We start from the raw sequence: 14,527 nt of genomic DNA, 5'->3' as shown, positions 1-14,527 counted from the left end.
GCCTTTTTGGGGCAAACTCCCTGATTTCGAACAGTTCGACAAGGCCTCCCCATGACCACTGCGTCTTCGGTTGATGAGCAACGATTCCGCAAACTCCTGAGCCGCAACGTCAGCCTGCCATTGGGTGTCGGTGTCATCAGTGCGGTGTTTTTTGTCTCACTGATCACTTATTTGTTGTCAGTGATCCAATGGGTCGATCACACCGACCGGGTGATCAATAACGCCAATGAAGCGGTAAAGCTGACAGTCGATCTGGAAACCGGTATGCGGGGTTACTTGCTCACCGGCGACGAGCATTTCCTCGACCCCTACGAGACAGCCAAGCCGAAAATCACGGTTGCGCTCAACACCTTGCTCGAACTCACGGCCGATAACCCGGTGCAGACCGATCGCTTGCGCCGGCTTCAAGCGTTGCAAACTGAATGGGCGAGCTATGCCCAGTCGATAATTGATTTGCAGCGTTCCAGTGGCGATTACCGCAGCGTGGTCAAGGCCGGTCGTGGCAAGCGACTGACCGACGAGATTCGCAAACAGTTCGAAGACGTGATCGACTCGGAGCAGCAATTGCGCACCGCGCGCAACGAAGAGGTGAGTAGAGCCACGATCTGGAGCATCTCCCTTTATCTGATATTCATCGCGACGATCAGCGGTTTGCTGGCTTACATCGGTCGTCGGGATTTGCTTGGCCTGTCGCAAAGTTACGCCGCGAATCTGGCCGCACAACACGCCAGCGCCCAGCGCCTGGAGCAGCAAGCCTGGCTGCGCAATGGCCAGACAGAACTTGCCGAGCAAGTACTGGGGCAGTTGAGCCTCAATCTGTTGGGTCGCAATATTCTGCAGTTCTGCGCGCAGTACCTGGGCACCGCCGTGGCCGCCATTTATGTGCGTGAAGATCATGGCGCGCTCAAGCGCATAGCCTCCTACGGTTTCTCTCGCGAGCAAGAAGAGCGAGATCAGCAGATTTACAGCGATGAAGGGATTGTCGGCCAGGTCGCCAACCAGGCTCGCCTGATTCGTCTGGATGACGTGCCGAGCAACTATTTCAAGGTCAGCTCCGGTCTGGGCGAAGGCTTGCCACACAGTGTGCTCGTGGTGCCGACCAGTGACGACGACCGGGTCAACGGTGTCATTGAACTGGGCTTCCTGCGACCGCTGACTGATCGTGACATCGAGTTGCTGGAGTTGATCGCTGGCAACATTGGCACCTCCATCGAGGCGGCTCGCTATCGCCAACGATTGCAGGAAGTGCTGGCCGAAGCCCAACAACTGAATGAAGAGCTGCAAGTCCAGCAAGAAGAGCTGAAATCCGCCAACGAAGAACTCGAAGAACAGTCACGGATTCTCAAGGAGTCCCAGGCCCACCTGGAAACCCAGCAGGTTGAACTGGAGCAGACCAACGAGCAACTGGCCGAGCAAGCGCAAATCCTCGCCGATCAGCGCGACGCCATGGACCAGAAAAACACCGAGCTGAACCAGGTGCAAGTCCAGCTTGAAGACCGCGCCGAAGAGCTGCAACGCTCCAGCAAGTACAAGTCCGAGTTTCTCGCCAACATGTCCCACGAACTGCGCACGCCGTTGAACAGCTCGTTGATCCTGGCCAAATTGCTCGCCGAAAATCCCCAGGAAAACCTGACTGTCGAGCAGGTGAAGTTTGCCGAGTCGATCTATTCCGCCGGTAATGACTTGCTCAATCTGATCAACGACATCCTCGACATTTCCAAAGTCGAGGCTGGCAAGCTGGAAATACGTCCCGAGAACACCAGTGTCGAGCGCCTCGTCGACGGCTTGCGCGGGATGTTCGAGCCGGTGGCGATGGACAAGGCGCTCGCGTTTCATGTCGAGTTGCAGCCCGGTTCGCCAAAGATGCTTTTCACCGACCGCCAGCGCCTGGAGCAAGTGATCAAGAACCTGCTGTCGAACGCTGTGAAATTTACGGAGAAAGGCTCGGTCAGCCTGTGCGTCGCGCCGCAGCCCAATAACGGCGTTGCCTTCGTCATTCGCGATTCAGGTATCGGTATCGCCGATGAACAGCAGGAAAGCATTTCTCGAGGCGTTCCGCCAGGCTGACGGCACCACCAATCGGCGTTACGGCGGCACAGGCCTGGGCTTGTCGATTTCAAGGGATCTGGCCGCGTTGCTCGGCGGCTCCATCAGCGTGGCCAGCGAACCGGGGCAGGGCAGCGTGTTCACGCTGGTCTTGCCTCAACAATACGTCGAGCCGACCGGGGAACCGGTTGAGCCCCTTAGGGCTTCAGCCGTTGCCATCGCCCACCGCGTGGCGCCAGCAGCACCGGTACCGGTGGCTGCCGTGGTTGATATTCCTCGCTTCAACGATGACCGCACCCAGGCGCCTTTCACGACTCGATGCATTCTGGTGGTGGAAGATGAGCCGAGCTTTGCGCACATCCTCTACGATCTCGCGCACGAACTGGGCTATCAATGCCTGGTCGCCCACGGTGCCGATGAGGGGTATGACCTGGCCAGGGAGTTCATTCCCGACGCCATTCTGCTGGACATGCGCCTGCCGGATCATTCCGGGCTGACCGTGTTGCAACGCTTGAAGGAACACGCCGAGACCCGCCACATTCCGGTTCACGTGATTTCGGTTGAAGACCGGGTCGAAGCCGCGATGCACATGGGTGCCATCGGTTACGCGGTCAAGCCGACTACCCGCGAAGAACTCAAGGATGTATTCGCCCGCCTCGAAGCCAAGCTGACCCAGAAGGTCAAGCGGGTGCTGCTGGTCGAAGACGACGATTTACAGCGCGACAGCATTGCCCTCCTGATTGGCGATGAAGACATCGAAATCACCGCCGTTGGCCTGGCTCAGGATGCGCTGGACCTGCTGCGCACGACGATTTTCGATTGCATGATCATCGACCTGAAGCTGCCGGACATGCTCGGCAACGATTTGCTCAAGCGCATGTCCACCGAGGACATCTGCTCGTTCCCGCCGGTGATTGTCTACACAGGGCGCAACCTGACCCGCGATGAAGAGGCTGAACTGCGCAAGTATTCGCGCTCGATCATCATCAAGGGTGCGCGCTCGCCCGAACGCTTGCTGGATGAGGTCACACTCTTTCTGCACAAGTCGAATCGAAGTTGTCCCATGAGCGGCAGAGGATGCTCAAGACCGCGCGCAGCCGCGACAAGGTCTTTGAGGGTCGCAAGGTGCTGCTGGTGGACGACGATGTTCGCAACATCTTTGCCCTCACCAGTGCGCTGGAGCAAAAGGGCGCCGTCGTGGTCATTGGCCGCAACGGTCATGAAGCCATTGAGAGACTGAATGAAGTCGAGGACATCGATCTGGTGTTGATGGACGTGATGATGCCGGAGATGGATGGCTTTGAAGCCACGATCGAGATCCGCAAGGACCCGCGCTGGCGCAAGTTGCCGATCATTGCGGTGACGGCCAAGGCCATGAAGGACGATCAGGAGCGCTGCTTGCAGGCGGGTGCTAACGATTATCTGGCCAAGCCCATCGACCTCGATCGGCTGTTCTCGCTGATTCGCGTGTGGTTACCGAAGATGGAACGCATTTAGTGGAACGCATTTATTCCGTGGAGCGAAACAGCGAAATCGAATTGCGCTTGTTGATCGAGGCGATTTACCTCAAGTACAGCTACGATTTTCGCGATTACTCCGGTGCTTCGATCAAGCGTCGGGTGAATCATGCGCTGGCACAATTTGAGTGCACTACCATCTCGGCCCTGCAAGAAAAGGTGCTGCACGACCCGAACGCGTTCATGCAGTTGCTGCAGTTGCTGACGATCCCGGTCAGCGAAATGTTTCGTGACCCATCGCATTTCCTGGCGATCCGCAAGGAAGTGGTGCCACTGCTCAAGACCTATCCCTCGATCAAGATCTGGATCGCGGGTTGCAGCACCGGTGAAGAGGTCTATTCGATGGCGATTCTGCTGCGCGAAGAAGGCCTGCTTGAGCGCACCATCATCTATGCCACCGACATCAACCCGCGCTCGCTGGAGAAGGCCAAGCAGGGGATTTTCTCCATGGAAAATGTCCGGGCCTACACTGCTAATTATCAGCAGGCAGGTGGCCAGCGTTCATTTGCCGATTACTACACGGCGGCCTATGGTTACGCCATTTTCGACAAGAGCCTGTGTGAGAACGTGACCTTTGCCGATCACAGCCTGGCGACGGACAGTGTCTTTTCAGAAACTCAATTAATTTCGTGTCGTAATGTATTGATTTATTTCAATAAAAAACTTCAGGATCGTGCATTCGGGTTGTTCCATGATTCCCTGTGCCATCGTGGCTTCCTGGTGCTGGGCAGCAAGGAAACACCGGATTTTTCGGCTTTCGGCCACCAGTTCGAGCCGCTGGTCAAACAAGAACGGATCTACCGCAAATCATGAAAAAGGCTGCAGTGTTTCCTTCCATCGAGGCCATCGTCATTGGCGCGTCGGCTGGCGGCGTGGAGGCGTTGCTCACGTTGCTCAGCCCGCTGCGTAAAGGTTTCGCGTTGCCGATCATCGTGGTGCTGCACTTGCCCGACGAACGCCGCAGCCTGTTGTCCGAGGTGTTTGCGCGCCGGGTTTCGATGCCCGTCGAAGAAGCCACCGATAAAACCCGGGTCAAATCCGGCACGCTGTATTTCGCCACACCCGGTTACCACTTGTCGGTAGAACAAGACCGCAGTTTTTCGTTGAGCCTGGAAGATCGCGTGCACCATTCGCGGCCCGCCATTGATTACTTGTTCGAGTCTGCTGCTGACGCCTACGGTCCGACCCTGGCCGCGGTGTTGCTGACGGGCGCCAATCGCGACGGAGCGGTTGGCCTGTCTCACGTTAAATATCACGGTGGGCTGACCATCGTGCAGGACCCGAATGAGGCGCAGGTAGCGACCATGCCCCAGGCTGCGCTGGATATTCAGCAGCCCGACCACATTCTCTCTATTGGCGGCATCGGCCGTCTGCTTGTCGAGCTGGAACCGAATAGCATGCTAAGTAACATCCAAGCCAAACTGCTGATCGTCGACGATCTGCCGGAGAACCTGTTGGCACTCGAAGCGCTGATCAAGCGTGAAGACCGGGTGGTCTATAAAGCCTTGTCTGCCGATGAAGCGTTGTCGCTGTTGTTGCAGCATGAATTCGCCGTGGCCATTCTCGATGTTCAGATGCCGGGCATGAATGGTTTCGAGTTGGCCGAGTTGATGCGCGGCACGGAGAAAACCAAAAACATTCCGATTGTGTTTGTCAGCGCTGCAGGTCGAGAACTGAACTACGCGTTCAAAGGCTACGAAAGCGGTGCCGTGGACTTCTTGCACAAGCCGTTGGACATTCACGCGGTCAAGAGCAAGGTCAATGTGTTTGTCGACCTGTATCGCCAGAGCAAGGCGATGAAACAGCAGGTCGAAGCGCTGGAGCAAAGCCGCCGCGAGCAGGAAGAACTGCTCAAACAGTTACAGCATACGCAGTTGAGATTGGAGCAAGCGGTGCGCATGCGCGATGACTTCATGTCTATCGTCGCCCATGAAGTGCGTACGCCGCTCAATGGCCTGATTCTCGAAACTCAGCTGCGCAAGATGCACCTGGCTCGGGACAACGCGTCGGCGTTCACCCTGGACAAGATGCACGCCATGGTCGACCGCGACGAGCGCCAGATCAAAAGCCTGATCCGCCTGATCGAAGACATGCTCGATGTGTCACGTATCCGCACTGGCAAGCTGTCGATCCGCCCGACAAAATTCGACCTGGTGCAACTGGTGGGCAATGTGTTGAAAAACTTTGCGCCGCAGGTCGATTCCGCCGAGTGTTCCACGCACTTTACGGCCGGGCAGCCAGTGGTCGGCAACTGGGATGAATTTCGTATCGAGCAAGTCATTTCAAATTTACTGACCAACGCCTTGCGTTATGGTGGCAAAAGCCAGATTGATGTGCGGGTTTATGCACAAGACGGTCAGGCGCGGGTTGAGGTGCAGGATCGAGGGATCGGTATCAGTGAAGAAAACCAGAAGCGTATTTTTCAGCAGTTCGAGCGTGTTTCAGCCAAGACCGTGGTCGCGGGGCTGGGGCTTGGGCTGTTTATTTCCGAACAAATTGTCGCCGCACATGGCGGCTCCATCGCCGTCGAGAGCAAAATCAACGAAGGCGCCTTATTTCGCGTTTGTCTGCCGCTTTAGGAAATGAGCCAGATAAACGCAACCTCTGAGCGACCCCAGGGTCGTATCAGCAGCTATTGACCGAACAAAGGCTTCCCATGAGTGAAGATGCACAAGACGTCGTACTGATCGTCGAAGATGATCCGTCTATTTTGATGGTCCTTTCGGCGTATTTGTCGGGCGAGGGTTACCGGGTACTGCAAGCGGAAAACGGCGAGCAGGCCTTTGAAATTCTGGCCAGCAAACCGCACCTGGACATGATGATCACCGACTTCCGCCTGCCGGGCGGGATTACCGGCGTACAGGTCGCGGAACCTGCGGTCAAGCTGCGCCCGGAGCTCAAGGTGATCTTTATCAGCGGCTATGCACAGGAAGTCCGCGAGACGGACAGCCCGATCACCAAAAAAGCGCCGATTCTGGACAAGCCGTTTGATCTGGATGTATTGCAAGAGCTCATGCAACAAATGCTTTCCTGAGCACCTTGCCATCGGCGGTCACGGTAGGGATCAGATGCTGATCATCTCCCGAACCTTGGCCGTCAGCAGATCAAAGGTAAAAGGTTTGGTGATCATCTGCATGCCAGGGTCCAGAAACCCTCCACGCACGGCCGCGTGTTCGGCATAGCCGGTGATGAACAGCACTTTTAGATCAGGTCGGTACTGCCGACCGATTTCCGCCAGTTGCCGGCCATTCATGCCCGGCAGCCCGACGTCACTGATCAACAGATCAATGCGTTGCGCCGAGTCGAGAATCGGCACCGCACTGTCGGCGTCGCCGGCTTCTACATAGGCGTAGCCCAATTCACTCAACACGGCACTGACCAGCACCCGGACCGCCGGATCGTCTTCGACAATCAGCACGGTTTCACCGTCCAGGGCGTGAGGGGCATGCTGGATGTCGATCAGGTTTTCCTCAGCCAGATCCCCGCTGTAACGCGGTAGAAACAGACTCACCGAGGTGCCGTGACCGACTTCGCTGTCGATCGTGACGTGACCGTGGGATTGTTTGCTGAATCCGTAAATCATCGACAACCCCAAACCGGTGCCCTGGCCAATCGGCTTGGTCGTAAAGAAAGGGTCAAAGGCCCGGCTGATGGTGCTTTCGGGCATGCCGCAACCGGTGTCGGTGACGCGCAACAACACGTAATCACCCGGTAGCAGATTGCCGTGAGCTGCAACGAACCGCGAGTCCAGTTGCTGATTTGAGGTGTTGACGATCAACGTGCCGCCTTCAGGCATGGCATCGCGGGCGTTGAGCACAAGGTTGAGCAGGGCACTTTCGAGTTGATTGGGATCGGCCTCGGCCACCCACAGGTCTTCGCTCAGTTGTATGTCCAGTTCAATGCTTTCGTTGATGCTGCGTTGCAGCAATTCGCCCATGGACGCTACGAGGGTGTTCATTTCAACGGGCTTGGAGTCCAGCGATTGGCGCCGCGAGAACGCCAGCAATCGATGGGTCAAACCGGCGGCGCGGTTGGCGGATGTCACGCCAAGGTCGATTAACCCGTCCAGGTCTTCGGTGCGCCCCCTCGCAAGGCGCCGACGCAGCAATTCAAGACTGCCGATGATGCCGGTCAGCATGTTATTGAAGTCATGGGCGATGCCGCCGGTAAGCTGTCCGACCGCTTCCATTTTCTGTGATTGCCTGAGAGCTTCTTCGTTGTGGCGCAGCTGTGCGGTGCGTTCCTCGACCTGTTGCTCAAGGGTTTCCAGGGTTGTTTGCAGGCGCAGCTCGCTTTGGCTCAGGTCAATCAAGCGGTCCCTGGCTTCATACTGTCGTCGTCGCCCGCGCAAGGCGGTGGCGACCAGGCTGATCAGGGTCACGGGATGGAAGGGGCGCTCCAGAAACGTTACGTTGCCCAGCTGCGCGCCCAGCCGAGAGGCGGGGTTTTGCTCCGGGCCGCCGTGGTGGGTCAGCAGTACGATCGGCAGGTCCGACCAGGCGGGTTGATGGTCGATCAAGCCCAGAAGGGGGTCAAGATCAGAGTCCAGCAAGGCTTCGGATGCAATCAGCAACAGCCCGGCGCCTTGCTCAAGTTCGTCGCACAGTGTGATCAAGTTGCGGGTGACGAGCCCTTCAAACCCGGCTTCATTGAGCATCATCAGGGCTATCTGGCTGTCGCGTCCCAGTGGCGCGAGGATGATCGCGCGCTCGGACATCGCCTCGATGGCCGTCACTTTTGATCTTCCCTGAGCAACGGGTTGCTGGCGCCCAGATAAGTGGGCACGCCACGCAACACGCCTTGAAACGCGTCCAGCGGTTCACCGATGGTCATGCCAAGGCTGCTGATGCGGTATTCGCGGATGGTCGACTCGTGGCTACCCGTACGTTTCTTGATGATCGAGATCGCCCGGCGAACCTTGCCCAGCGCTTCGAAATAGCGCAGCAGAATCACCGTGTCCGCCAGGTAAGTGATGTCGACCGGCGCCTGCATGTCGCCGACCAGCCCGTGTTGGGCCACCGTCATGAACGTCGCCGCACCCTGGCGATTGAGGTACAGCAGCAACTCGTGCATGTGCAGCACCAGCGCATTTTCCCCGGGCATCGCAGCCTGATAGCCGTTGATGCTGTCGATGACCACGGTTTTGATATGGCCTTCGTCGACGCAGCAGCGAACCCGGTGGGAGAACTCTCCGGGAGACAACTCGGCTGCATCCACTTGTTCGATCAGTAAATTGCCGGTGTCTTGCAGGGCCTGCAAATCAATACCCATGTTTTTCATGCGCTCGAACAACAGCCCCATTTCTTCATCGAATATGAACAACGCGGCTTTTTCACCGCGCGCCACGGCGGCGGCGGCGAAGATCATCGAAATCAGCGATTTGCCGGTACCGGCCGGGCCAAGGATCAGCGTGCTGGAGCCGGTTTCTATTCCGCCACCGAGCAGGGCGTCCATTTCCTTGATGCCGCTGGTCAACTGTTGCCGGGTGTAACGCCCGCGGTGCTCGGCGGCCACGAGGCGCGGGAACACATGCACGCCATCGCCCATGATGGTGAAGTCATGAAAACCGCCACGGTATTTTTGACCGCGATACTTCACCACGCGGATGCGACGGCGTTCGGCGCCGTAGTTGGGTGTCAGCTCTTCCAGGCGAATCACGCCGTGGGCGACGCTGTGTACGGTTTTATCGAGGGACTCGGTGGTCAAGTCATCCAGCAACAGCACCGTGGCGTCGTACCGCACAAAGTAGTGCTTGATCGCCAGAATCTGTCGGCGGTAACGCAACGAGCTTTGAGCCAGCAGGCGGATTTCAGACAGGCTGTCGAGCACCACGCGGGTCGGTTTGATCCGTTCAACCACTTCGAAAATCTGCTTGGTGGCTTCGCCCAGCTCAAGGTCCGAGGAGTACAACAGGCTTTGCTGCTGCTCGGCACTGAGCAGGCTTTCCGGTGGGGTCAGCTCGAAGATGTGGATGTTCTCATCCAGCTCCCAGCCGTGGGAACGCGCACCTTGGCGCAGTTCGCGCTCGGTTTCCGACAGCGTGATGTACAACGAGCGCTCGCCCGCCAGGGCGCCGGCTAACAAAAAATGCAAAGCGACGGTGGTTTTGCCGGTTCCGGGCTCACCCTCCAGCAAAAAAACATGCCCGCGGGACAAGCCACCGGCCAGGATGTCATCCAGGCCTTCGATGCCGGTGGCGGCTTTTGCACTGATGAACTCGTTAGATGTAGACAAAAAGAACCTCTCATAAACAGGGGAAGTGAGGCGCCAGGCTGAAGTGCCTGAACGGGCTGCCTGATCACTTGACCGCTGGCCGTGATGACGGTTCAACGTAATTTCGTGAGGGTTAAAGCCCTTGCTGCAACGCGGGATCATCCGGGTTGAGTTGTTCCAGTTGTGCCAGCAGGATTTGCACGTTCTGCAACTGTCCGCTTTCCTTCCAGTAGTTGATCAGCAGCACTCGCGCCTTGCGATCGGACGGGTGACGCTGGACGATTTCCTGTAACTGTTTTTGCGCAGCCTCCAGCTCTTGCTCAAGGTGCAAAGTGGTCGCCAGGTCGTAGCGATATTCCTTGTTGTCAGGCTCCAGCTCTACGGCTTTGGAGAGGCCGAGGAGGGCGAACTCACTCTGTCCGTGGTGCAGCAACCACAGCCCCAGGGCGTGTTGCAGATACGCTGAGTCGGGTTGCGCCTTTAACTGTTTCGCCAACAACTGGCGCGCGGCATCGCTTTGGCCTTGCCGGTCGAGCACGTCGATTTGCATCACCAGCGCCGGCAAATTGCCGGGTTCCAGCTGCAACGTGCGGTCCAGCGCCTCTTGTGCCTCTTTCAATTCGGCGTTGTGCAGGTGCAAGCGCGCCAATTGGTATTGGTTCTGCGCGCTGGGTGGCTGACTTTGAAGGGCCAATTCCCAGGCGTCGATGGCTTGCTCCAGCGGTCCGAAATACAACCCCAGCTCATCCGGCGACAGCCCCAGCAGGGTGTTGACGGCTGCAAAACGCACGCTTGGCTCGCTGTCGTCGAGCAACGGGCCGATCAGCAGGCTGCGTTGCCCCGCGGACACCAGGCCGCTAATGCTTTTGATCGCGGCGATCCGCACGTCTTCATTGGCATTTTGCAGGTCCGCATCCGCCAGTTTCAGGGCTTGCGGGCTTGGGTAATTGGGCAGTTCGGCATGCAGCCAGATACGCCGCTTGGCGGACAGGTCAGGGCGTGCCAGTTGTTGGTATAGCACCCGTGCGGCTCCCGGTTGACCGGTACGTGCCTGAGTCAGCGCTTCGCTGTAACCACGCTTGATCGCCTCCGGGACCTCAGGTGTGGTGCTGCGCAGGAGTAACCAGGCAATAAAGACGGTAAACAGCACACAGAGGCTGATAAGCAAATAGCGGCGGGGCTGGGGCATGCAGGAATCCAGGAGCTGGCAAGCTTTTGCAAAGCTGTCAGCTTCGGTCAGGTCGGGCTGTGAGTCAAACGCTGACTTGGCCCGGTGTCGACGATTTAGCCTACAGGGTACGTCGACATTGAAACCTGTCGAGGCTCTGAAGCAGTGACTACGCTTGCTAGAGATGACTCGACGAGTGTTCCCATGCAACCGCTGCTCCAATACTTCAAGGCAATGCTCAATCCCGGGCAAGCGGTGCTGCTGTTTGCCTTGAGAACCATCGCGGCCGGGTTGTTGACCCTGTATCTGGCGTTCCTGTTCGACCTCGACCAACCCAAGTGGTCGATCATGGCGGTGGTCATCGTCAGCCAACCTCTGGGTGGCATGGCACTGGCCCGCAGTTTCGGCCAGGTCATCGGCACCACAATGGGCGCTGCGGTGGCCGTCCTGATCATGGCGATCTTTCCCCAGGCGCCGCTGCCTTTCATCATTACCCTGGCCCTGTGGCTGGCGCTGTGCACCGCCGGTGGCACCTTGTTGCGCTACACCAGCTCCCAGGCATTTGTACTCAGTGGTTACACGGCTGTGGTGGTGGCGCTGTTGGCCATACCGGATCAGGACGGCACCTTTCTGCTGGCGATTACCCGTGTTACCGAGACGCTGCTGGCGGTGGCGTGCGTCTGCGTCGTCAGCCTGTTGACCGCGCGACCGGAGGCCGTAGCCCGGAGTTATTTCACCAAGATCGATCAAGTGATCAAATTACTGGCGACACACGCCGCAGCGGCGATTCGAACCGAAGAATCCGAAGCTGATTTCCACCGCCGGCAAATGCAGTTATTAGGCGAAATCAGCGCCCTGGAGGGATTGCGCCGGCACCTTTATTTCGACGCCCCCCGACTGCGTAGCGCCGATGGCCTGGTGCAACTGCTGGGAAACCAATTAGTGTTGCTTACCTCCCGGCTGACGGCCCTGCGTCACCAGCGTCAACTGCTGGCTGAGCGCTGGAAAGGTGATTTGCCCGAAGAAATACAGCGTTTGCGCGCCGAAGAACTTGCATTTCTTGATGAGCTGGCCCTCAAGGGACGCTCGCTTGCGCCCGATGATCGCCATCATTTTTCGGCATTGCAGCAGCGATTTGATGATCAGGCCTACAAGGCTGAACAACTGACTGAAGCCATGCCGGCGACGCTGCGCTCATTGGCGTGGGCGCTGCGCTGGGAGCAGGCGCGGATGCTGCAGCAACTGGAGCAGATTCTGGAGTTGAGCGACGCCATTCAGGAGGAACGCCAGGCCAGTTGCGTGTTTCGCGGGCAGGAAAACCCATTGCATCTGGATTACACCCTGGCAGCGATGAACGCGACCCGGGCATTTACCGCGTTGCTGGTCGCCGGGCTGATCTGGATCGAGACCGGTTGGGACGGTACGCGGGGCGCGATGATCCTGGTGGGGATCCTTTGCTCCCTGATGGCAACGTTCCCCAGGCCGCTCCTGGCGGCGCAAAGCTATGCAAGGGGGCTGGGCCTGGCGTTGGTGGTGTCGGCGCTCTATCAATTCATGCTGATACCCATGATCAGTGATTTCCAGCTATTGGCATTGCTGTTGGTACCGTTGTTGTATGCCGTTGCGGTGGGGCTTGCCACGCCTGCCACCACCGGGACAGGCATCGGTCTTGGGCTGACGACATTTCTGTTGTTTGGACCGCAAAACGTCGGGATAGGCCAGAACAGTGCGATCCAGTGGTTCGAGTTTGCCGGCGCATACATCAGCGCAACCGTCCTGGCCTTGAGCGTCTTCGCGTTGATTTTTCCGTTCAGGCCTGACTTACGGATTCGTCGGCTGTTCAAGGGGAATTGCGAGCAGGTCCACGCCTTGATGAAAACATCGGCCGCCGACGAACATCAATTTGCCTTCGAAAGCCGTATGGTCGATCGATTGACCATGATGTTGGGATTATTGCCGGCCACCAGCGACAAGTCTTCCGGGGAACTGTTTCAGGTCAGTCTCGGGTGCATGGCTTTGGGCGTTGCACTGAACCAACTCCGGCAGCAGGGGCAGGGCAACACGTTGTTGAGTTCGGAGCAACAGCAACGGTTGCTGACTGCGGTGCGCGATTGCGGAAGGTGGGTTGCCGGGCGGCCGGGGATAGACCTCAACCGGCTACTGGGGGATTTGCACACCTTGGGCGACGAGATGGACGATCTGCATCTGGTGGTTCACGAACAGCTGTGGTCGGTGTTCCGAATGCGCGTGGCACTGCTGATCGTCGAGTCGTTCATCCAGCGATATCGCGAGTACTTCCAACCTGTGGACACAGTAGGAGCGCCAGCCCTTGCCCATTGATTTTGAACTGGGTGGCGTGTATTTGCCGCCTATCGCTCAGGCACTGCTGTTGGCGCTGCCGATATTTCTGGCGCTGGATTGGGGCTTGCGTCGCCTCGGCGTGCTGCGTTTCGTCTGGCATGAAGCGTTGTTCGAGGGCGCGCTGTATGTCTGCGTATGCGCAACGTTGATTTTGCTGATGGGAGCCTGATGCCTTGAAGAAAAACCTTGCCCGATTCGCAACACTGGCTGTTGTACTGTTGGCCTTTCTACTGGGCTGGTTTGCCTGGCAGCATTACACCCGATCCCCCTGGACCCGGGATGCACGGGTTCGTGCTGATGTGGTGACCTTGTCTGCCGACGTGTCAGGGCGCATCGTCAAGTTGGCCGTTCAAGACAACCAGCATGTTGAAAAAGGCCAGTTGCTGCTGGAAATCGACCCGGCTCGCTACACCCTCGCGGTGGAGCATGCCAAACGGTCTGTGGAAGTAGCGAAGGCTTCGCTGGGGCAATCACAGGCGACGATTTCCGCCAGCGAGTCGCTGCTCAGGCAGCGACAGAGTGAGGAGCGTCGGCGCCGTACGCTAAAGGACCGCTCGGCGATCTCAGGGGAGGAGTGGGAAAAAGCCAACACCGACGTATCCGTGGCCGAGGCCGATCTACTGCGTAACCAGGCCAATCTGATTTTGGCCCAGGCTAACGTGCAACTGGCGATCGCGGCGTCGACTCAGTCTGAACTGGACTTGCAACGCACCCGGGTGGAATCGCCCGTCACGGGCTATGTCACCAACCTGCTGACCCGTCAGGGCGACTATGCGTCTGCTGGCGGCCCACTGTTGGCGCTGGTGGACAGCAATTCGTTTTATGTCAGCGGTTATTTTGAAGAGACCAAATTGCCACGGATCCGGCTGGGCGACCGGGTCAACATCGAATTGATGAGCGGCGAAGCCTTTGGCGGCACGGTGCAAAGCATTGCTTTCGCCATCGCCGACCGGGAAAACCTGCCCGGCGGGCGCTTGCTGGCCAACATTAACCCCAGTTACACCTGGGTCAAACTGGCGCAACGGGTGCCAGTGCGAATTGAGATTGACGCCGACTATCCCGGTAAAAACCTCCTGCGCGCGGGGACGACGGCCACGGTGAGCGTTCTGGAAAACCGCGAAGCCCGGGATCATCGGTAATCCTTGAAGCAAAAAAAAGCCCTGCGACCGAATGAGGCGCAGGGCTAAAAAATGGTTGATTGTGACCAACCAATGGAGCTCTT

General features: G+C 58.0%; 9 protein-coding genes and 2 pseudogenes. 8 read left to right on the top strand and 3 right to left on the bottom strand.

Annotated features, from left to right (window positions below; translation table 11 throughout):
* Nucleotides 1-51: 51 nt before the first annotated feature.
* The 5 genes and pseudogenes from AB4N76_RS29325 (at nt 52) to AB4N76_RS29305 (ending at nt 6,597) form a co-directional block, all read left to right on the top strand.
* Nucleotides 52-3,543: pseudogene (locus AB4N76_RS29325) on the top strand (response regulator).
* Nucleotides 3,543-4,376: a CheR family methyltransferase gene (locus AB4N76_RS29320; protein WP_046033136.1), complete on the top strand. Its 834-nt coding sequence runs from the start codon at nt 3,543-3,545 to the stop codon at nt 4,374-4,376. The pseudogene AB4N76_RS29325 and the gene AB4N76_RS29320 overlap by 1 nt, the downstream one beginning before the upstream one ends.
* Nucleotides 4,373-4,873 (top strand): annotated as a pseudogene (locus tag AB4N76_RS29315) (chemotaxis protein CheB); the annotation flags it as partial. The gene AB4N76_RS29320 and the pseudogene AB4N76_RS29315, both read left to right, overlap by 4 nt.
* Before the next feature lie 87 nt (nt 4,874-4,960).
* Complete coding sequence (locus AB4N76_RS29310; RefSeq protein ID WP_460164654.1) at nt 4,961-6,142, top strand: hybrid sensor histidine kinase/response regulator; 1,182 nt, start codon at nt 4,961-4,963, stop codon at nt 6,140-6,142.
* 77 nt (nt 6,143-6,219) lie between these two features.
* The gene (locus AB4N76_RS29305) at nt 6,220-6,597 is read left to right on the top strand and encodes a response regulator (RefSeq protein WP_046033139.1); all 378 of its coding nucleotides are present in this window, start codon (nt 6,220-6,222) and stop codon (nt 6,595-6,597) included.
* Between the two features lie 30 nt (nt 6,598-6,627).
* On the opposite strand, the gene AB4N76_RS29300 is transcribed toward AB4N76_RS29305, so the two are convergent.
* From AB4N76_RS29300 to AB4N76_RS29290, 3 genes are all read right to left on the bottom strand, one after another.
* Nucleotides 6,628-8,298 carry an ATP-binding protein gene (locus AB4N76_RS29300; protein WP_460163914.1) on the bottom strand — a complete coding sequence of 557 codons (1,671 nt, stop codon included), beginning with the start codon at nt 8,296-8,298 and terminating at the stop codon, nt 6,628-6,630.
* Nucleotides 8,295-9,797 carry an ATPase domain-containing protein gene (locus AB4N76_RS29295; RefSeq protein ID WP_460163913.1) on the bottom strand — a complete coding sequence of 501 codons (1,503 nt, stop codon included), beginning with the start codon at nt 9,795-9,797 and terminating at the stop codon, nt 8,295-8,297. Before AB4N76_RS29295 ends, AB4N76_RS29300 begins: the two co-directional genes overlap by 4 nt.
* A gap of 112 nt (nt 9,798-9,909) precedes the next feature.
* On the bottom strand, nt 9,910-10,965 hold the full coding sequence (locus AB4N76_RS29290) for a tetratricopeptide repeat protein (protein ID WP_460163912.1): 1,056 nt from the start codon (nt 10,963-10,965) through the stop codon (nt 9,910-9,912).
* Nucleotides 10,966-11,148: 183 nt separating this feature from the next.
* Here AB4N76_RS29290 and AB4N76_RS29285 point away from each other — a divergent pair, with 183 nt between their 5' ends.
* From AB4N76_RS29285 to AB4N76_RS29275, 3 genes are read left to right on the top strand one after another with little or no spacing between them, the layout of a single operon-like run.
* Entirely contained in the window at nt 11,149-13,284 is a 2,136-nt protein-coding gene (locus tag AB4N76_RS29285; protein ID WP_077432136.1) for an FUSC family protein, read from the top strand.
* Entirely contained in the window at nt 13,274-13,474 is a 201-nt protein-coding gene (locus AB4N76_RS29280; protein ID WP_046033144.1) for a DUF1656 domain-containing protein, read from the top strand. Before AB4N76_RS29285 ends, AB4N76_RS29280 begins: the two co-directional genes overlap by 11 nt.
* A gap of 4 nt (nt 13,475-13,478) precedes the next feature.
* Nucleotides 13,479-14,444 (top strand): HlyD family efflux transporter periplasmic adaptor subunit, encoded by a 966-nt coding sequence (locus tag AB4N76_RS29275; protein WP_223525546.1) that lies wholly within the window; start codon nt 13,479-13,481, stop codon nt 14,442-14,444.
* The last annotated feature ends 83 nt before the right edge of the window (nt 14,445-14,527 follow it).

Source organism: Pseudomonas sp. S2_F03, assembly GCF_054668335.1.
Note: the sequence above shows the minus strand (reverse complement) of the source record. Positions and strands in the feature narration are given on the sequence as shown.

Bases quoted from the DNA above. Each gene is read 5' to 3' on its own strand.
- AB4N76_RS29305 (WP_046033139.1), top strand. From the start codon at position 6,220: ATGAGTGAAGATGCACAAGACGTCGTACTGATCGTCGAAGATGATCCG.
- AB4N76_RS29310 (WP_460164654.1), top strand. From the start codon at position 4,961: ATGCTAAGTAACATCCAAGCCAAACTGCTGATCGTCGACGATCTGCCG.
- AB4N76_RS29290 (WP_460163912.1), bottom strand. From the start codon at position 10,965: ATGCCCCAGCCCCGCCGCTATTTGCTTATCAGCCTCTGTGTGCTGTTT.
- AB4N76_RS29285 (WP_077432136.1), top strand. From the start codon at position 11,149: ATGCAACCGCTGCTCCAATACTTCAAGGCAATGCTCAATCCCGGGCAA.